Source organism: Psychrobacter urativorans, assembly GCF_904846695.1.
GTDB classification, from domain to species: Bacteria; Pseudomonadota; Gammaproteobacteria; order Pseudomonadales; family Moraxellaceae; genus Psychrobacter; species Psychrobacter urativorans.
The window spans coordinates 1-18,768 of sequence record NZ_CAJHBR010000033.1; the positions used below are offsets into that span (position 1 = coordinate 1).

24 protein-coding genes, 2 pseudogenes and 1 other annotated feature are annotated in these 18,768 nt (G+C 38.4%); of the genes and pseudogenes, 3 read left to right on the forward strand and 23 right to left on the reverse strand.

Features of this window, described 5'->3' with window-relative positions; all coding sequences use genetic code 11:
* The first annotated feature begins 140 nt into the window (after positions 1–140).
* Together JMY09_RS13585 and JMY09_RS13590 are read left to right on the forward strand one after the other, a co-directional pair.
* On the forward strand, positions 141–665 hold the full coding sequence (locus JMY09_RS13585; RefSeq protein ID WP_227677353.1) for a response regulator transcription factor: 525 nt from the start codon (positions 141–143) through the stop codon (positions 663–665).
* On the forward strand, positions 665–2,242 hold the full coding sequence (locus JMY09_RS13590; protein ID WP_201624402.1) for a sensor histidine kinase: 1,578 nt from the start codon (positions 665–667) through the stop codon (positions 2,240–2,242). Before JMY09_RS13585 ends, JMY09_RS13590 begins: the two co-directional genes overlap by 1 nt.
* 12 nt (positions 2,243–2,254) lie before the next feature.
* Here the strand turns inward: JMY09_RS13590 and JMY09_RS13595 are convergent, their stop codons facing one another.
* The 18 genes and pseudogenes from JMY09_RS13595 to JMY09_RS13685 all read right to left on the reverse strand — a co-directional run bounded on the left by JMY09_RS13595 (position 2,255) and on the right by JMY09_RS13685 (position 12,762).
* Positions 2,255–2,989, reverse strand: a complete 735-nt coding sequence (locus JMY09_RS13595) for a DarT1-associated NADAR antitoxin family protein (protein WP_201624404.1) — start codon at positions 2,987–2,989, stop codon at positions 2,255–2,257.
* A gap of 647 nt (positions 2,990–3,636) precedes the next feature.
* The gene (gene cdiI, locus JMY09_RS13600) at positions 3,637–4,062 is read right to left on the reverse strand and encodes a ribonuclease toxin immunity protein CdiI (RefSeq protein WP_201624405.1); all 426 of its coding nucleotides are present in this window, start codon (positions 4,060–4,062) and stop codon (positions 3,637–3,639) included.
* Positions 4,062–4,508, reverse strand: a complete 447-nt coding sequence (locus tag JMY09_RS13605) for a hypothetical protein (protein ID WP_201624407.1) — start codon at positions 4,506–4,508, stop codon at positions 4,062–4,064. Before JMY09_RS13605 ends, cdiI begins: the two co-directional genes overlap by 1 nt.
* 1 nt (position 4,509) lies before the next feature.
* A pseudogene (locus JMY09_RS13610) lies at positions 4,510–4,776 on the reverse strand (HNH/ENDO VII family nuclease); the annotation flags it as partial.
* Between the two features lie 154 nt (positions 4,777–4,930).
* Positions 4,931–5,488: a DUF6990 domain-containing protein gene (locus JMY09_RS13615; RefSeq protein WP_201624411.1), complete on the reverse strand. Its 558-nt coding sequence runs from the start codon at positions 5,486–5,488 to the stop codon at positions 4,931–4,933.
* A 13-nt stretch (positions 5,489–5,501) separates the two neighbouring features.
* Positions 5,502–5,948: a hypothetical protein gene (locus JMY09_RS13620; protein ID WP_201624413.1), complete on the reverse strand. Its 447-nt coding sequence runs from the start codon at positions 5,946–5,948 to the stop codon at positions 5,502–5,504.
* A gap of 604 nt (positions 5,949–6,552) precedes the next feature.
* Positions 6,553–7,029 carry an SMI1/KNR4 family protein gene (locus JMY09_RS13625; protein WP_227677355.1) on the reverse strand — a complete coding sequence of 159 codons (477 nt, stop codon included), beginning with the start codon at positions 7,027–7,029 and terminating at the stop codon, positions 6,553–6,555.
* A gap of 2 nt (positions 7,030–7,031) precedes the next feature.
* Positions 7,032–7,247, reverse strand: coding sequence for an HNH endonuclease (locus JMY09_RS14870; RefSeq protein WP_227677363.1), 216 nt, complete (start codon positions 7,245–7,247; stop codon positions 7,032–7,034).
* A gap of 143 nt (positions 7,248–7,390) precedes the next feature.
* Positions 7,391–7,861, reverse strand: a complete 471-nt coding sequence (locus JMY09_RS13635) for an SMI1/KNR4 family protein (protein ID WP_201624417.1) — start codon at positions 7,859–7,861, stop codon at positions 7,391–7,393.
* A 2-nt stretch (positions 7,862–7,863) separates the two neighbouring features.
* A complete protein-coding gene (locus JMY09_RS14875) occupies positions 7,864–8,124 on the reverse strand; it encodes an HNH endonuclease (protein WP_201624419.1) in 261 nt (86 codons plus the stop codon).
* Between the two features lie 98 nt (positions 8,125–8,222).
* Complete coding sequence (locus JMY09_RS13645) at positions 8,223–8,696, reverse strand: SMI1/KNR4 family protein (RefSeq protein ID WP_227677357.1); 474 nt, start codon at positions 8,694–8,696, stop codon at positions 8,223–8,225.
* A gap of 2 nt (positions 8,697–8,698) precedes the next feature.
* Complete coding sequence (locus tag JMY09_RS13650) at positions 8,699–8,935, reverse strand: HNH endonuclease (protein WP_201624421.1); 237 nt, start codon at positions 8,933–8,935, stop codon at positions 8,699–8,701.
* Between the two features lie 58 nt (positions 8,936–8,993).
* On the reverse strand, positions 8,994–9,470 hold the full coding sequence (locus JMY09_RS13655; RefSeq protein WP_227677359.1) for an SMI1/KNR4 family protein: 477 nt from the start codon (positions 9,468–9,470) through the stop codon (positions 8,994–8,996).
* Positions 9,471–9,831: 361 nt separating this feature from the next.
* The gene (locus JMY09_RS13665; protein WP_201624423.1) at positions 9,832–10,302 is read right to left on the reverse strand and encodes an SMI1/KNR4 family protein; all 471 of its coding nucleotides are present in this window, start codon (positions 10,300–10,302) and stop codon (positions 9,832–9,834) included.
* Positions 10,302–10,919, reverse strand: a complete 618-nt coding sequence (locus tag JMY09_RS13670; RefSeq protein WP_201624425.1) for an HNH endonuclease — start codon at positions 10,917–10,919, stop codon at positions 10,302–10,304. Before JMY09_RS13670 ends, JMY09_RS13665 begins: the two co-directional genes overlap by 1 nt.
* 90 nt (positions 10,920–11,009) lie before the next feature.
* Complete coding sequence (locus JMY09_RS13675) at positions 11,010–11,267, reverse strand: hypothetical protein (RefSeq protein ID WP_201624427.1); 258 nt, start codon at positions 11,265–11,267, stop codon at positions 11,010–11,012.
* A gap of 320 nt (positions 11,268–11,587) precedes the next feature.
* The gene (locus tag JMY09_RS13680; RefSeq protein ID WP_201624429.1) at positions 11,588–12,181 is read right to left on the reverse strand and encodes an imm11 family protein; all 594 of its coding nucleotides are present in this window, start codon (positions 12,179–12,181) and stop codon (positions 11,588–11,590) included.
* The gene (locus JMY09_RS13685; protein WP_201624431.1) at positions 12,178–12,762 is read right to left on the reverse strand and encodes an AHH domain-containing protein; all 585 of its coding nucleotides are present in this window, start codon (positions 12,760–12,762) and stop codon (positions 12,178–12,180) included. Before JMY09_RS13685 ends, JMY09_RS13680 begins: the two co-directional genes overlap by 4 nt.
* Before the next feature lie 101 nt (positions 12,763–12,863).
* Between JMY09_RS13685 and JMY09_RS13690 the strand changes: the two genes are divergently transcribed.
* Positions 12,864–13,993, forward strand: a protein-coding gene (locus JMY09_RS13690; protein WP_227677361.1) for an IS3 family transposase whose coding sequence is annotated in 2 segments (ribosomal slippage) — positions 12,864–13,140 and positions 13,140–13,993 — 1,131 coding nt in all. Because the reading frame shifts where the segments join, the coding sequence is not laid out codon by codon here.
* Positions 13,139–13,255: a sequence feature (AL1L pseudoknot), on the forward strand. It overlaps the preceding gene by 117 nt.
* Here JMY09_RS13690 and JMY09_RS13695 read toward each other — a convergent pair.
* The 5 genes and pseudogenes from JMY09_RS13695 to JMY09_RS13710 form a co-directional block, all read right to left on the reverse strand.
* Positions 13,983–14,615 carry a hypothetical protein gene (locus JMY09_RS13695; RefSeq protein ID WP_201624433.1) on the reverse strand — a complete coding sequence of 211 codons (633 nt, stop codon included), beginning with the start codon at positions 14,613–14,615 and terminating at the stop codon, positions 13,983–13,985. The genes JMY09_RS13690 and JMY09_RS13695 overlap by 11 nt on opposite strands.
* A gap of 99 nt (positions 14,616–14,714) precedes the next feature.
* Positions 14,715–15,233 carry a hypothetical protein gene (locus tag JMY09_RS14735; RefSeq protein ID WP_265088033.1) on the reverse strand — a complete coding sequence of 173 codons (519 nt, stop codon included), beginning with the start codon at positions 15,231–15,233 and terminating at the stop codon, positions 14,715–14,717.
* A 12-nt stretch (positions 15,234–15,245) separates the two neighbouring features.
* A pseudogene (locus JMY09_RS14880) lies at positions 15,246–15,482 on the reverse strand (hemagglutinin repeat-containing protein); the annotation flags it as partial.
* Between the two features lie 158 nt (positions 15,483–15,640).
* The gene (locus JMY09_RS13705; RefSeq protein WP_201624434.1) at positions 15,641–16,342 is read right to left on the reverse strand and encodes a hypothetical protein; all 702 of its coding nucleotides are present in this window, start codon (positions 16,340–16,342) and stop codon (positions 15,641–15,643) included.
* Positions 16,342–18,354, reverse strand: a complete 2,013-nt coding sequence (locus tag JMY09_RS13710) for a hemagglutinin repeat-containing protein (protein ID WP_227677365.1) — start codon at positions 18,352–18,354, stop codon at positions 16,342–16,344. The genes JMY09_RS13705 and JMY09_RS13710 overlap by 1 nt, the downstream gene beginning before the upstream one ends.
* Positions 18,355–18,768 lie beyond the last annotated feature (414 nt).

An 18,768-nucleotide genomic window follows, 5' to 3' on the forward strand; every position in this document is an offset into this window, starting at 1 on the left:
TATTTGGGGCTATTATCAGTCAGTGAGACCACACCGTTTTAATGACTATTTAACACCGCTAGAAAAAGAGAAACGCTACTTCAACAAAAACCTCTTATCAGGTGTCCTAAATTAGTTGACCACTATACTATGACTTATTAGTGCTAGATATTATGATGCCCAAAATCGATGGGCTCAATGTGCTGCGCCAATTACCGATTACTAGTCAGATTCCAGTGATCATGCTGACCGCCAAAGGTGATGAGATAGATCGTATTATTGGCCTAGAGCTTGGCGCTGATGATTATATTGCTAAGCCTTGCAATCCACGGGAGCTACTGGCTCGTATTAATGCTGTGGTCAAGCGCGCCAGCATATCAGCAGTAGAAATTACCGCGCTAGTCCATGATCGCCTACTACTTGACCAAGTACACCGCATCTGCAAAATTGATGGTGTCGAGCTACAAGTGACGGGTACAGAGTTTGATTTGCTAGTGGCGCTGCTTAAGCAAAAAGGCGAAGTAGTTAGCAAAGAGTGGCTGTCGCAGACCGTACTGCAGCGTGAACTACAACCTTTCGATCGTAGCCTTGATGTGCATGTGTCTCGATTAAGAAAAAAACTACAACCTTTCCACCATGAGCCTATCAAAGCCATTCGTGGTAAAGGCTATCAGCTGGTACTGTAATGACTATATTTTCGCCACTTCGGCGTATGCCCACTGTTACTGTATCGCTGTTTTGGCGACTGTTTTTAAGTTTACTACTGATGCTACTAGTGACTTCTGCTATCTCTATAAGTATGGAGAGATGGATGAATACTCGCGCTTTAGAGTCTCGTATGGCAATACAAGTTGACTATTTATTGGGTATTCGACAGGATATTGTGCAGCATTTAAAAGACGGTAACTATGATGCTATTGTCGAAACTTATCGTAAAGAGCGCGGACTAAGGGATCAGATACGTATACTCGATGAACAAGGGGCAATCGTATCGCCGCGCTTTAAATACTCAGGCAGTCGTATTCTACGCTTAGATGATAAGGAGCATAGCCCCCTCACTCGGCCCAACTTTCCAGCCAATAACTTATTCCAAAATGTAGTGGCGGACGTCAATAACTATCCAGAACTGGCAGATATATCGGTAGCTAGCACTGATGGCAAAAACTACACCGTACAATTACAACCGCGCCTACCCTTTCGAGATTTAATAACCTTACAGCGAACTTATTGGCCAGTACGAGTTGGCATTATCTTTATCTTTAGTCTACTAGCTTGCTATTGGTTGAGCCGCACTTTATCCAATCGCATACGCCGAGTTCAAGTCGCTGTGCATCGGATGAGTGACGGGGATTATTTGGCCGATGATCAGTTATCTAAGTTGGGTGACGATGAGTTAGGCGCACTAGCTAAAGATGTGGCTAAGCTCTCAACTAGATTGGCCGATAGTGAGCTGTCTCGTAAGCAAATGCTCAGTGACATCTCCCATGAGCTACGCTCACCATTGGCTCGATTGGATGTTGCCACTGAACTCACTCGCGATTATGCGCCAGAGGCCACCCATTACCTTGATCGTATTCAAAAGGAATCAGGGCGCATGAATGAGTTGATCGGGCAGATTATTCATATTCAGTCGCTACAGTTACAGCGCTATAACGCGCATCCTGAAGACTACGAATCGGTAGACATGCTGGCACTACTGGATGAGATTGGTCAGGACGTTTGCTTTGAATTTCAAGATAAGCACATCGAATGGCGCTGCCAGGCGGCAAGCTATCAGCTCGACAATAAAGCGCTGACTTCTAGTATGGCTAAAGGCAGCTATAACAGTGCTTTTATGGTACTAGGTAACAGAGATCAACTGCACAGTGCTTTTGAGAACATCATTCGCAATGCCTTTATCCATTCAGCACCACAGACCTTAGTCTGTGCTGAGATCCAATGCATTAGACAGCCCAATCAAGCCCCGATTCTAAAGACTAGTATCATTGACCAAGGTGGCGGTATAGCTGAAGCTGACTTGCAGCGTATATTTCAACCTTTTGTACGCTTAGATGTGTCTAGACAACGCCCAAAGAATACCCAAGACACTGCTAACAGCAACAGACCAAGTAAAGCTAAGACTAGCAGCCCTGTCGGCGGTTATGGTTTAGGCTTGGCTATTGCCCAAGCCATTGTGGCAGCTCATGAAGGCCAAATCGACGCTCGCAACCGTCAAGACGGCCTCAAAGGCTTAGTTATAGAAGTGAGCTTGCAGCTGCGGTAGCTGTTCGAACTATCAGAACCAACCCTCTTCCAAAAGAGGGATGGTATTGCTGAGTTGAAATTCAGTATATAAGTTAAGGAACACTTTTGGGTCTTCAATATTATCGAGCAATTCGCGCTTATTGAGTGCTACAAACATAGCCAGCGCATAAGCAGCACTATGGATAGATTTTTTGGGATTGAACTCAAGATCAGTAAAGCCTTGATATTGCATAATCTGCTCATGCAGCTGCGGATTTTGTTTTAGGGCGTTCACATATAGCCAATCATAAAACGCCGTTAATGGCTCTATGTCCCACTCTACACCGAAATAGTTATAACCAATGATTTCACCGGAAGTTATTAAGCGCTCGTCTTTTTTGGCTTGTCTGGGTGGAGCATTTAGCAAGTCGCTATAGGGGCCACCGTGCTCAAAAACCTTACTACTTTGCAAAGCATTCTCAACACTATACTGTTGACCATCGTACTCATTGGCTAGCTGTAAGCTAAAAGGACTTAGCGCAAAACTTAATTTATTACCAGACTTGCTAGATAGCTCTAATACTTGTTTAAAGCCATACTTTTTGCGAATAACTTGATGCAGGTCATGGATGGATTTTTTCTTTTGCGCGCTTGAGAATCCCACATGCCGCTCAAACCTAACCATGTCGGTTTTTACCAAATTATCACTATTGACTTTGGGCATGAATACCGGTCTGTATTCTACCGGGTTTTGGGTTAGTTCCGCAGGGTTGTGTCTTTGTTCCATAGCGATGTGCCTTATATCGATATTATTGTATAACAGTTATTTTATGGCGGGCTTGGCATAGTTCGGTATAGATATCCTGTAAATAAGCAGGTATCTACCTACCCAGTCACCTTATGATCGTCACCTTAGAAGTATTGACTAATTATAGGCTATGGTAGCCTGTCTGGCTATCCGCGCATACCTACTTAAAGTCCACTTTGACGAGATTATACTGTGCTAAAGAGTCTATGCTGAAGAATCTGTAGCGATAAGCTCAATGGGATAACTAGCTTGAAAACTCTGGGATGAGGAGTTTACCATGATTAAGAAAATCGCAAGCTACCGTATGGCACTTAAAGTAGCCACTGTTGCAGAATACATTAGATAAAAGATAACAAGCTTGGCCTGTAGATTTGAGTGCTTTAATGGTCGTGAAATATGCGGGGCGTGGGTTATTCATCTTTAATAGTTAGCTTTGTGCCTAACTCAAGCACAGCTTTCGCCTTGCACTCGGACAAAGCATTGCTTTGTTTTCTCCTCGCTCAACCTCGGTAGGGGCAGATATGATTTTATATTTGATCAGTGCTATGCTATTTTATTTTTTAAAATGTTGGGAGTCGCTAGCTCCTTTCAACCTACGTGCTAATTATTTATTTGCTAGATTTCATTTAACGGGTATTAATGTTCAAAGGCTTCCAATTATCAATTATGTTTGTTAAAAAGTCTTCATGTTCTGGGTGAAGCTCTATAAATCGTTTACAAGCTTTCTTGGCATAATCAAAACTAACCTGTTCTTTTACATAAACTTTTGTATCTGGGCTATCGAATCCTATTTCAAAACAAACTCCATCAAAAACATCGTCAGGATAAGGACTGCTTAAATCAGGATAATACCACCAACAGCCCTCTACACCTGCACTATCATAATAGACTAAAATCGCAAAGATAGACTCTAAAAATACTCCATCAGCATAAAGTATGCTGAAACAACCTTGAATGGTTAGATCTAAACCTTTTACGATACAATGCCGCCAATCATAGAAATAATATAGGTTATGTGAATTTTTGGGTTTGTAATAAAAATTACTGGACATTAGGCCTTTTCTTCATCGGTCAAATACCAAATCATAAATTCATAGAAGCTATCCCAGTGTGGCAATGTGCCATTAGCTAGCTGCTGTTGCTGACCCATCTGGAAATCCCATACACTGTCATCTTCTATATTATATAAATAACCGCCTTCACCTTCACCTGTACTAAATAAAATGTAATTCTCAGGTATATCCCAAACTTCATGTGCGAATTTTACTCTAGGAATGAAACTTCTTGTCGGTAGAGGATCAACTATTTCACTTGCGCCATAACGGCAGTTTAAAGACCTTAAAAAATATTTTGTATACAATTTAAAAAAACCACTATTTTTTTGAACGCCAAACTCTATAAGAATGGCTTTTGTTTCTTGGACACGTTCAATTTTCTTTTCTATTACAGGATAATCCTGCTTAGATAGTAACTTTTCTACTATGTTGAATGAGTTCATATTATTTTCCTTGCAATTGGTTTAAGCGATCTTTCCAATACTGACCTTTATCTTTGTCAAAAGTATTGCGATTAACTGGATAATCTGGATGACTCTGAGGTGAATATGGATGCACCGCTTGTCTACCAGTTTGATTAGTGAGACTTGAATGAGTTGATTTAGAAGTTTCGAATAAAGCACCGCGACCATCTTCGCGTGAATGGTGAAGCTGAACTTGCTCATACTGACCATTTTTCAGTACATATGGTGATCCACCTTGTTTCATTAAATCAGCATTCGTAGTTAAATTATCACCATCAGTTTTGAAAGGCTAGGCTTTTAAATCAATTCAAAACTATCATCTCAAACAAGTAAGAAGGCAATAATACTTAATGTGTATTATTGCCTCTTTCAAGATCACTTCTAAGTATATTTAAGAGTATCTATTGATACTCTTTACTAGCTTCTAATGCTCGTTCAATAAAATCTTGTTTGATATAAACAGAAAATGTCATTTTATTACCTTGCTTAAAGTTTTCTAAATATTCATCTAGCTGTGCTGTCTGCCCTGTAATGGCTAAAGCCGCTAGATGATATAGCGGATAAATTCCTTTTGTATCAAATGGAATCTCACTGTATCTCAGTAAACCTGCTTCAATATCCTGCTCCTGTGCCCACATTTCAATTTCTTTAAGATATTTTTCGATAACTTCTATTGTTGGATTGTTAGTATAGATAGATTGTTGTTTATTTCTAATAATACCAGAATGTACTATTCTTCTCGGTTTTTTATTCTCAAAAATGTATTCAACCAAAATGCTAAAGTCTTTAGTACTTACACTTGGCATCATGATTACCTGATATTTTTCTATTAATTTTTTAATACCAGGTATGACTTGAATTTGTCTATCTGGTAATTGCTTATAAGCACAGTCATCAATGCCTTTTCTTATTGTCCAGCCATTGTCTAATAAGATGTTATATAGCTCTATTTTAGTCATTGTCTAATCCTTATCACTTACCTTTAAGCTCAGGTAGTGGCAAAGTCATAAACTGCGTCATACCATGCTCAAAGTCTCGTTCTAATTTATCTATATTATTGACTTCATCAAGCTCCAGAACTTTTTGCTTTAACAAATCAAAACAGGATCTGACCCCTTCGGCAATGTAAGAACGTAACTCTACATCGGTTTTATTCTGCCAGCGCTCTTGTGGAATGGCGAAGTCGATGGTGTAAACATTTCTACTGGCTGACTTTTGCAAAAATTCTGCACCTTCCGATCCAAAGTCTTGATGTTTACCACTCACTCTAAAAACAATGGATAAAAAGAGTAAAGTTTTAAAATAATCACTCCCGTCTTGCTTTTGGTAAAATATTTTGTTTAACAAAATATGATAAGAACCTATTGCTTTGTCAGCTTGAGTACTGCCACATTGAGCACCAAATTGAATCATATACATTGTTATACTCCTTAATCGTCAGCATTGTTTTTTATATGTGGTGGCACATAGTTAGGGTCGTAGTTGGGATGAGAGGGATCACGTTTTCCCGCCCATGACTCTTTATTGTCAGGTCCTGGGTTGCGTTCAGTTATATTGCGCTCTATTTGAGCAGCTTCATTTCGCGGACGCTCGCCGATTACTCTAACTCTTCCACCATCAATTTCAGCATCTGTGTATCTAGTATTAGCGTTTTGCGAAATGCCCGTTTTCAGGTAGTTCCCCTCAGCATCATACTTTTGATAAATTTCGGTAGGCTGATTGCCTAAAGTATTACCATGATCATTGGGTGAATTAACAGGTTGTTGTATGCCATTTTTATCAATAATATAAAAACCGCCACTATCACGCTGATAGATTTCTTCACCATTGTTATCAACCTTACCCGTACTGGTTAATCTTCCACCACTTGGACCTATGATACTGCTATCGAGGTTTTAGGTGTAAAGTGCTTTATTAAAATGCATAAAGGACAAGTTAATACTTGCCCTTTATTGGACTAATCACTTGTCCAGTATATTTATTGGACTAACAAATTCTTTGGTTTCAATATTTAAATAACTTACTATTCGTGTAACATATCCATAAACTCTTCAAAAGAGTCTGCTATATGATTAATCACCATGTGACTACGGCCATCTTCATAATCCACGAAATCATCGTGATAGACTAAAACCACTTTTGGATTATCTGTGATGGGGTTATGCCTGTAATCAAAGCATACATAATCACCATTCGCACAAAATCCAAAAACTACTAGATCAATAATTCCATTGTTGCTAACATCATTTACATTAATCTGCTCATCCAATATAAAACTATTTTTGCACTCTTTTTTAAAGCTTGAGAAATTTATATCTCTTTCGTCTTCCTCTTCATAATAGTTAATGAAATCAAAAACATCATTGTCAAGTCTAAGAGCATCATGTTTCATCATTAATTCTTTAAATAGTTTTGGCAATTTATAATTCAAGCTTTCTTCAATTTCCTTTATCTGTTTAATTGAATTTGTTCCATTGTCATTATAAATTTTAATATTCATATCTATTTACCTTTAATTAACGAATTCTGACCTGTATGGGGAACTTTAGAATTACTATGCATTAACTTAGGAACTAATTGCATGTTATTAGGTGATGATTGTGCATTATGATGCCAAGTGTATCTTTCCATTTTTTTCTTACTAGATCTCATATCTTTTAATTGCTGTTCTGTAAACTTATCGGTGTTGGTTGCCCATCCATTACCTGACCCTTTGATACTGCCATCAAGTTTTTAGGTGTAAAGTGCTTTATTAAAATGCATAAAGGGCGATTTAATACTCGCCCTTTATTGGACTAATTATTTGTCCAGTATATTTATTAGACTAACAAATCCTTTGGTTTTAACCCTTAAATAACTTACTATTCGTGTAACATATCCATAAACTCTTCAAAAGAGTCTGCTACATGATTAACTACCATAGAAGTAGTACCATCTTCATTTTCTATGTGATCATCATGATACATTAATACTACTTTAGGATTATCACCTGTTGGATCGTCTCGATAGTCAAGACAAACATAATCACCATTGGCACAAATTGCAAATGCTACTAAGTGAGGTACTCCTGCATATTTAGGGTCTGATACATATTGTTCAGCAAGAATATTTTCGACCTCACTATTATCAAAACTTAAAAAGTTAACATCTCTCTCATCTACTTCCCCATATACATTAGTAAAATCAAAAATGTTATTATATAGACGCATTCCGTCATGTTTTATAACTATTTTCTTGTATAAACTTGGAAACAAATAATTTATTTTTTTTTCTAAAGTACCAAAAACTTCCTTAAAGAGAATACCGTTATCTCTATAAATTTTTAACTGCATAATTATCTCTCATTTTTCATTGAGTTCTGTCCCGTATGAGGAACTGCTCGTGATTTATGAATCTCAAAAGGCATAAGTTGCATATTACTGGGCGAAGATTGAGCATTATGATGCCAAGTGTATCTTTCTATTTTTTTCTTACTAGATCTCATGTCTTTTAATTTCTGTTCTGTAAACTTATCGGTGTTGGTTGCCCATCCATTACCTGACCCTTTGATACTACCATCGGGGTTTTGGGTGTAAAGTGCTTTATTAAAATGCATAAAGGGCGAGTTAATACTCGCCTTTTATTGGATTAATTATTTGTCCAGTATATTTATTAGACTAACAAATCCTTTGGTTTTAACCCTTAAATAACTTACTATTCGTGCAACATATCCATAAACTCTTCAAAAGAGTCTGCTACATGATTAATAGTCGCATAACTGCTTCCATCGTCTTCTTCCTGATAATCATCATGGTAAACAAGAACAACCTTGGGACTATTACCTTTTGGATTATCTCTATAATCAAAGCATATATTATCGCCGTTAGCACATATACCAAATGCAACTAGGTGTGGAGTTCCATAATGCAAAGGATTAGAAACATACTGAGATTCATAAATATTTTCTGACTCTTCTTCTTTTAGACTCAAAAAGTTAACATCTCTTTCATCAGATTGACCATAAACATTAATAAAGTCAAAGACATTGTCAACGGGGGTAAGTGAGTCATACTTACTTACGACACTAACAAAACTTTCTGGTAAATGATATTTAAAACTATCAATAAACTTTTTTATAGCCTTATGACTTATAGGAGGTTCATGCCACATGGGTTTAATATCCTTCATGTTTACTTCCCCTGTTTTAGTGAATTTTGTCCTGAGTGTGGAACAGCTTTTCTATCATGGAATTTCTCTGGCACTAGTTGCATTGTATTAGGTGATGACTGTGCATTATGATGCCAAGTAAATCCTTTTATTTTATGTGATCCAGCTTCTAACTGGGACAGCTTTCTTTCCGTAAACTTACTTTTAGCTACAGGATCATCTTTAATCGACTCCCACATATCTTTGGAGGCTTGTTTCATTTGTCCAGTATATTTATTAAACTAATAAATCCTTTGGTTTCAACCCTTAAATAACTTACTATTCGTGTAACATCTCCATAAACTCTTCAAAAGAGTCTGCTACATGATTAATCACCATGTGACTATTGCAATCTTCATAATCCACGAAATCATCGTGATAGACTAAAACTACTTTTGAATTATCTGTCATGGGATTATGCCTGTAATCGAAGCATACATAATCACCATTCGCAAAAAATACAAAAACTATTAGATCAATAATTCCATTGTTGCTAACATCATTTACATTAATCTGCTCATCCAATATAAAACTATTTTTGCACTCTTTTTTAAAGCTTGAGAAATTTATATCTCTTTCGTCTTCCTCTTCATAATAGTTAATGAAATCAAAAACATCATTGTCAAGTCTAAGAGCATCATGTTTCATCATTAATTCTTTAAATAGTTTTGGCAATTTATAATTCAAGCTTTCTTCAATTTCCTTTATCTGTTTAATTGAATTTGTTCCATTGTCATTATAAATTTTAATACTCATATCTATTTACCTTTAATTAACGAATTCTGACCTGTATGGGGAACTTTAGAATTACTATGCATTAACTTAGGAACTAATTGCATTGTATTAGGTGATTATTGTGCATTATGGTGCCAAGTGTATCTTTCTATTTTTTTCTTACTAGATCTCATATCTTTTAATTGCTGTTCTGTAAACTTATCGGTGTTGGTTGCCCATCCATTACCTGACCCTATAATACTGCCATCAAGGTTTTAGGTGTAAAGTGATTTATTAAAATGCATAAAGGGCGAGTTAATACTCGCCCTTTATTGGACTAATTATTTGTCCAGTATATTTATTAGACTAACAAATCCTTTGGTTTTAACCCTTAAATAACTTACTACTCGTGTAACATATCCATAAACTCTCCAAAAGAGTCTGCAACATGATTAATCACCATGTGACTACTGCCATCTTCATAATCCACGAAATCATCGTGATAGACTAAAACCACTTTTGGATTATCTGTCATGGGTTTATGCCTGTAATCAAAGCATACATAATCACCATTGCCACATATTCCGAATACAATAAGATGCTTTATTCCATAATTATCAATTTCACAAACATTTTTTTGGAAATCAAGAATATTACCGTTTTCATGGTTTTTCTTTAAACTAATAAAATTAATATCTCTGTCATCCTTATTGCCATAAATATTAATAAAGTCAAAAATATTGTCTTCTAATTGTAAAGCGTCATATTTTTGAACCAATTCAACATATTTAATAGGAAATTTATAAAGCAATAAATTTTCAATCTCTGATATTTGATTCAGAGAATTAGATCCATTTTCATCGAATATATTCATTACTTGCCCTCTTTTAAAGAATTCTGACCTGTGTGTGCCATAGTTTTATTAGAATGCATGTCCATCGGAACTAGTTGCATGTTATTAGGTGATGATTGCGCATTATGATGCCAAGTATAGCCTGGAATATTTGCTTTACCCGCACTAATGGAGTTCAATTGTCTTTCCGTAAACTTACTTTGAGCTACAGGATCATCTTTAATCGACTCCCACATATCTTTGGAGGCTTTTTTCATTTGACCAGTATAGCTCTTCGAATGATCAATCTTTGCAGTAAATACTGACACATCATCAAATGTTGGCAACCCTCGATTATCGTATGGTATATTTTTTATAGAGCCATCATCCATAGTAACTTGAACTGCTCTGTTACCATTAGCGTCAATAATGACATCATCTCTAGTAGCACTGGCTTGATGAGGTTTTTTCGGAATAGTGGTCGATGTTACACTATTCTGACCATATACTACTTCTAAATCTGTTCTGACTTCTTTTGGATCGTATATACCTTGATAGCTGCGATTTTCGCTAATAACATTATCAATTTTATCAGGCTTAGCAATACCAGTTGACCCTCTTTGACTATTAGATATAGAACCTGTGTAAGGCTTACTCACTTTAATTAAATCGTCTACAGATGTTGTACCTTGTTTAGCCGCGTCTAGTGCCGACTTTTTGACAACATATTGTATTGTCTTTTTGCCTGCCTATTTTACAGCAATGACAACTTCTCCTGCGCCAGTCGCTAAACCTACAGCATCCACCACCATAACAGCAGCGTCAAATGTCTTTTGATTTGCCTGTTGTTGTGCTGCTGGTAAAGACCCTGAATCAATTGAGCCGTTATTATTAATAATAGCTTGATTTTTGTTATCTAAACTTCTTTGAGGAATTATTTGTGCCGTTGTGGTAAGTTTAGGTTTTGGAGTAGGTCCTGTTGTCTTAGCGTTGTAAGGCTGCACCACATCACTGGGCCAACTATATCCATAGCTCTTTGTTTCTCCCTTAATAAAATTAACGAGATTAGTATCAGGTTTTTCAATGTTATTGAAATTTTGGGTAATAGTAGTGTACCATTAAGCGATAGACTTGAGCCTGCACCCTCTAAAACGATATCAGCGGTAAAGCGTATGTTCTTTTGATTGCTATGACAAGCGGTGGTGTCTGAATTTTAAAATAAAAAGCTACTACACACATTTATGTATAGTAGCTTAGTTGGCAGAAATTTTTTTAATAGCCTGAAATCATTATATTGATAAAGATATGATTATATTCATTATTTAAATTAAACGACTTCTACTAATTTAAAAACATTTCCTACAAAGTGTTTATCTATTATTGCTTTGACCCTATCTGAAACAAACAAGCGATTAGTATATTCAGAAGCCCGAAATATATCAGTATTTTTAATGACGTCTCTCACTAAGACAGCAGTATGTAGTGACATGATTCTACCATTTTCAAAAACATCGTATTCTGATAGTTTTAAATCTAATGCATTACTTAAATGAACATTACAATAATAAAAATACCATGGTTCACCATGATATTCAGCTTCTAAGAAATAGCCACAGTTACCCAATATTCCTGAAAGATCATTTTTCAGAGCTTGAGAAAATACAAAAGTAGGCGCGCCCCATACATGCATAATATTTGGCCATAATGAGGGCCTTATTACTTTACCATCTTCTACTGGTAGATACTCTTCATATTCTTTAAATTCATGAAGTTCAACAGTTTTCCAACCATCTGAAGAAAAATCTGGACTGAAAAATTTATTAGCATTAAAATAGTGATCTAGTTCTTTGGAATCATAATCTACTTCAAAGTTATGAAAATGATCATCTAAATCTGCCTTCAGAATATAATAATTTGTCATAGTCCTGCCTTTCTTTTAATAGAACCGTCTTTAATAGCTAAGGCTACATTCTTAAGAACATTTTCAGCCTCGGCCTTGGTAGTAACTGTTCTTAGCTCGTCAACAACGTAATCAGCCATTTTTTTACTATGTAGTCCAGAAGCTCTGTGGTTTAAAGCAAACATATCAGGTGTTGCCCCCCATTGAAAACCATTTTTAGTCATGCCTGTTTTTCGCGAGCCTGAAAGTGCTACACCATTGCTAGGAGCATTTATATCAATTCCTAATTCAGCTAAACGCTTTCTTGCTGGAGCAAATGCTCTTACGTTTCCAGCTACAATATGATGTGCTTCTTCACCATGCCTTAATGCTAAACCTTTAGAAATCATATTAGCACGTAATACCGCAGAAGAAGCAAGACTCGCAGGAGCGGCTAGTATCTCTCCCTTAACAACAGGGCTCAAATAGTTTTCTAATTTTTCTAAACTCTGCAAACCATCTTGGTTAGCTTTATAAGTTGGAGTTTTGCCAATACCATCTTTACCACTATCGATACTATAATAGATGTAATTATCATTATAATACCCACTACTATTGAACATAACAATATCAGATTTTTGTTTTGAACTACTATACTTATCCTTCGGTAGTACTGAACCGCCCCGGTATTGTCGGAGACTCAACATTCTGAGAGAATACGACAATGAAAACACGAAACTACACTTCCGAGATTAAAGAACGTGCCGTGAGAATGCTAATTGAAGCAGCAGGCGACTACCCCTCCACCTGGTCGGCCATTCAAGCCATTGCCCCTAAGATTGGCTGCACACCTGAAACGCTTCGAGCATGGCATAAGAAGCACATCGATCAAACCATACCTGCGAATGTGCAAGCTCAAAGTCAAGATCAGAGAATTAAGGAGCTTGAACGCGAGAACAAGGAGCTCAAACAAGCCAACGAGATTATACGTAAGGCTGCTGCTTTTTTCGCCCAGGCGGAACTCGACCGCCCACCCAAGTGATGATCAATTTTATTGACAACCACAAACAGCTTTATGGGATCGAGTCAATCTGTAGAGTCCTACCGATTGCCCCGTCAACCTACTACCGTGCTAAAGACTTAGAGAGTTGTCCTGAAAAGCGCTCCCTTCGCCGTCAGCATGACGACTTTTACATCCGTGAAATCAGACGCATTTGGCAGGATAGCAAATGCCGTTACGGCGCTCGTAAGGTCTGGCGACAGATGATAGCGAATGGCACTCATGTAGCACGCTGTACGGTAGAGCGATTAATGAAGCAGTATGGTCTACAAGGCGTTTGGCGTGGGAAGAGTAAGATTACTACCAACAGTCGTGACGACCAACTGCGGGCGAATGATTTAGTCAACCGTAACTTCACCGCCCACCGCCCTAACCAGCTATGGGTTGCTGACTTTACCTATATCAAGACAACGAGCGGCTGGGTTTATACCGCTTTTATCATTGATGTGTTTGCCCGCGCTATTGTGGGCTGGAAAGTATCGAATCGCATGAATACCGATATGGTGATAGCGGCATTAAACCAAGCAATAGCAGATAGAAACAATCCCAAAGATGGGATTCATCACAGTGATCGAGGGGTTCAGTACTTGTCCATCTGCTACAAAGATAAGATGACTGAGAGCGATGTGATTGCGTCTGTTGGCACAACGGGTGATTCATACGACAATGCATTAGCTGAGACGGTCAATGGACTCTATAAGTCTGAGGTGATCGAGTATCTAAAGCAAGACTGGGATGGTGTTAATGATGTTGAATTAGCCACGCTTGAGTGGGTAGACTGGTTCAACCTCTAGCTTCAGACACTTCACCTGCAACTTTAGGAGCGTTCAAAAAGTTGTCTGTAGTATACCCTGCGGCTGAACCTCCCTTGATAAGTGTTTTTGCAGCAACTGCATCATAACCACCTTTTGCCATTAAATCATTTAACGCTACTTCCAGAAACTTTCGATCTGTTGCACTTAAAGAAGACGGGTCTTTTCTATACTCTTCTAATAATATATTGGTAACTTGATCATACTGTATAAGATACACTAATTTTTCTGAGTCGCTTAAACTGAGTCTACCCTTGTTCTTGGCTTCAGCTAACAATGCATTAAGTGCTTTTCGATCTTTATGACTCAAGAAATTATTCTGCGTCTGATTTACACTACTAGCTGTACTTGCCGTGTCTCCACCAACGATAGCGCCAGTAGCAGCCGATAAGCCGAGTAACAATGCATCACGAGTAGTCTCATCAACGCCTTGTTCCTCTAGATATTTACCTACCGCAGGAATTGAAACTGCAGTTGTTCCACTTGCTAAAGCACCTTCGACACTACCTGTCGCAATAGTACCGACTAGCGTATGCAAAGCCACCCGATAAGCGCCACCTTCTCCCCACTTTTCAGCTGCTTTTAAATCACCGTCAAGTATCAACTGTGTCTGTCTTTTTTCAGAGAACTCAGCCACTGCCTTAGGTGCTTCCTTACCGAACTCTTTAGTAATCTGATTCTGCGCTTGCAGCTCCTCAGCAACCTAATTGGCATCAAACACACTCTCAAGCTTACCCGCAAGTGCTTGGCGATTGTCCGTAGTGAGAATACCTTGCTCGTCGTTATAACCACTAACACCGCCTTTGGTGATACTGCTGTCGCTATCACCGTCTGTGCCGTAGCCAAGACCATTCATACCAGCTTGCGGTTTGCCAGTAGTATTACCGATACTAACGCCTGCTGAGATGCTATCACCCTCATAGCGGCTGTGGTTAATGATATCTTGCGTCTCTATCCCTTGCTTAAAGACCGTCTTATTGTCCTCAGGCGACACTGTCGTGAGCGCACCACCGATGAACTCACCCTTACCACCGACCACCAGATCTGAGCTTTGAGTGGCGATGATCGCTTGCTCCCCCACTGCGGCGTAATCTGAGTTGATATCTGTTTTACAACCATTGACGGATAGACTGCTATTGGTACCTTTGAGATCAATGTAAGCATTAAAGCCTATGTTTTTTTGTTTACCCTCATAGGCGGCCGTGTCTTGACGACTGATCACTTTCAGATCACCGCCCACTTCACCCGTTAGATGATTGGTATTAAGGACACTGCTGTCAAAGGTGACGTCATTACCAATGTCAAAGGTGGTGATGCCGCCAACATTGATGTGACTGTTAGCATAGGTAGTCGCATCACTGTTGCCATGACCTTTAGCGCAGCTGGCATTGGCGGTAATCCCTGCGCTTCCCGATGTATCTGCATAGCCGCCTACGCCATAGCTTGAGCTTTTGTTGCTGCTGCAAGTTCGCTCGTTTTGCGCGACGCCGTTGACGTTGAAGTCGTTGTCGGCTTTGAATAGGGCGTTGTTGTTGAGAAGTAGGCTTTAAGATTCAATCAGCCTATGTAGTACTGCTGGGCTATAAGCTCAACCTACGCTTGCTTGCTTTTTCTCATGGTATCTACGGGCTAAATACCGCAATTAAAATTTTTCGTATGATCTATGATGTAATCCCTATAATCTCTGCGTTTAGAGTTAGGATTGTTTGTCTGCTCTGCCCATATAGCTCGTTGATTTTTATTAAAGTCGCTCAATAAATAAGCTGCTGATGAATCAATAATGAATCGGTTGTTGGGTTTATCAAAACGCGCTAGATAAGTATAAGTAGTATTGATATCTGATGATCCTTTTTCGGCAACATCATTATCTATGTTATAAACTATACAATCTGTTAATAAATTCTCTACAGGCATTTCAAGTAAATAATAAATAGTATTATTATACCTAACAGCGTTACTTGCTAAATTAAATTCTGGGATTTTATCTGTCCTTTTTAATCCTTCTTTAGTCAACACATACATGTTTTTATGAGGGTACATCTTCTCGTTGGTATTAGCATTCAATATATAATGCTCAGAACTCAGCAAATCTCGAGGGGCACTCTCAATAATAGAATAATACTCTTGATAGATATCATGGGTAATGAAATAGTATTTATCCCCTCCTATATACAATGCTCTATCTTCTTCATATCCAACAATGTCATCAACTTTTTCTTTATGGATTTTTAAAAAATAATTACTACTTGTTTCACATTTTGGCAGCAAGGTTGCCAAGAATACCAATATGAGTACGATAGCAAAACCTTTGATAATCTTTGGTTTCTGCATTACTTAAATGCTCCGTCTTCTTTAGGTTTCGGAATATTATCTACATTATGGCGAGTAAGTGCATAATCTTTTAAATACTTAATTTGAGTAGCTTTGTCAGAAGTACTAGCTATGTTGTTTAGTAACTTTTTATAATCAGAACTTTGCGTTCCTCTTGTGCCCTTGTTAGACCAATTAGCCGCATAGCGTATATTTTCTGCATAGGTTTTAAAATTTGCAGTAGTGTTTTTGTAGTTTGGATTGTCTTGCTTAGCTCCAGGGTATAAATGTCCAACACCTTCGGGGAACCCAACACTATGATTATCATGACCGTACAAATCACCACTAATATGTAATAAATTTTCATCATCTCTAGTCAAGTTGTAAGGCTTGCCTTTCTCTTGAGCTTTAGCAATTTTTGAGAAAAGCGCTACTGTTTTAGCTCTAGCAGCGGTTCTATTTTCTTCTAATTTATCTCTTCTCTCTTGCTGCTCATATAAAGGAATGCCAGCATCAACACCTAAAGCATGGATAGTTGGTTGATTTCGTTCTTGACGTTTATCTCCTCGAAAAACATCGAACGGAGCAACCATTAAACTTTGTGCTAAACTTTTATAACTCATAGCATTTCTACTATCAGTATCAGGTGCCCAAGCAGCAGTAGCAATTTTTTGCGCGTTCGCATTGCTAAATCCTCCTTCTAACGCTGCTATATACGTCATATAATAATGACCAACTTCATCCCAATTGTCTTCAACTGCTACTACAGATATCTCTGCTGCATTAGCCGTATCATTAGCACTGCCTGTCGTTGCACCAATAGTTCCGCCAACAATACCAGCAATAGCACTGATCGTATCTTTTTGCTCAGCCGTTAGCTTCGTAGGATCACTACTATCATAGAGAAATTTTGATAAGAGTGGCGCTGTCGCTTCTCCTGTCCCAGCAGATATTCCACCAGTCAGTGCATCATTACCAGTGGCGTAGCTAACTGCTGCACCTAATACGGTATGTGCTAAAATATGGCCTGCACTACCTCGTTCTCCCCGATTACCTTCATCTATATCGTTTAAAACTTCATTGGTTTTATAATACTCTCCAATTTGGCTTGCTACATAAGGACTAGCAGCTTTGACAGTATAACCTGCAATACCGTTTATATTAGGAGCGTAGATAGCTCCTGTAATGCTGTCAAATAATAGTGATTTTTTTTGCACCTTATTAGCAGCTGCAAACTTCTCAGTTGCTTTTCGATTATCTCCATTTTTAAGAGCTTCTTCTGCTTCATCCCGTAACTTTTGTTCTTTCGCATTAAGCTCAGTCTTTATCTTACGCTGCTCTTGATCAAAGGCTTGAGTGATCTGCGTCTGCGCCCCAAGCTCCTCATTCACTCTTGTCGCATCAAACCCATTCTCAAGCGCTCCTGCATACTCCTCTCGATTGTCAGTGGTGATGCCACTATTACCCGCGATACCTGTGATACCTGCACGAGTGGTACTGCTATCACTATCCCCATCTGTGCCATAACCTAAACCATTACTGTTGGCCTGAGGTTTATTTTCAGTCATACCAAGACTGACACCAACTTGTATAGCATCACCCTTATGGCTACTGCTGTTCTCTATATCTTGAGTCTCGATACCACCTAGACTCGTATAGTTATTACGTCCTGCTGCTACGGCGGCATCAGTGGTGGTGATTGCACCGCCAATTAGAGTGGTCTTACCGCCAACTTCTAGATCAAAGCCACCATCCCCTGTAAAGATACCCGACTGCTGACCCACAGCTTTATAGTCGGCATTGATATCTGTTTTACCGCCTTTGAGGGAGACGCTAGAGCCTGCGCCTTTTAGATCAACGTCTAGGGTGAAGCCAATGTTCTTATGGTTGCTGTCGTAGGTTGCAGTATCTTGTAGTGATTCTATATTGACGTCGCCAAGGATTTGGCCTTGGGCTTGATTGGTGTTAATCACCCCGCCTTTGATATTCACATCATTACCAATGTCAAAGGTAGTGGTACCACCGACATTGATGTGGCTGTTAAAGGAAAATAAAAAAAGCTATGATGCAGGATACATCGTAGCTTTTAGTTTAATCTAGATATTTTTTGAGTATCGCAAGCTCTGTTAAACCTCAGTACTACGCTTCAATTTGACAAATATTACAAAGCAAAAATCTAAGAATCATGGCTTCTACATTTGAGTTTTTTAATGAGCTGGAAATATGTATGTCATAGGTTACTGTTCTTTAAGGGTTAGGTTTTCGCTTGCTCCTTTGATAAGAACAAATACAGCTTAGTGTTTGAGTAAATAGGTGCTTCTATAGTGGTCAACTAATTTAGGACACCTGATAAGAGGTTTTTGTTGAAGTAGCGTTTCTCTTTTTCTAGCGGTGTTAAATAGTCATTAAAACGGTGTGGTCTCACTGACTGATAATAGCCCCAAATA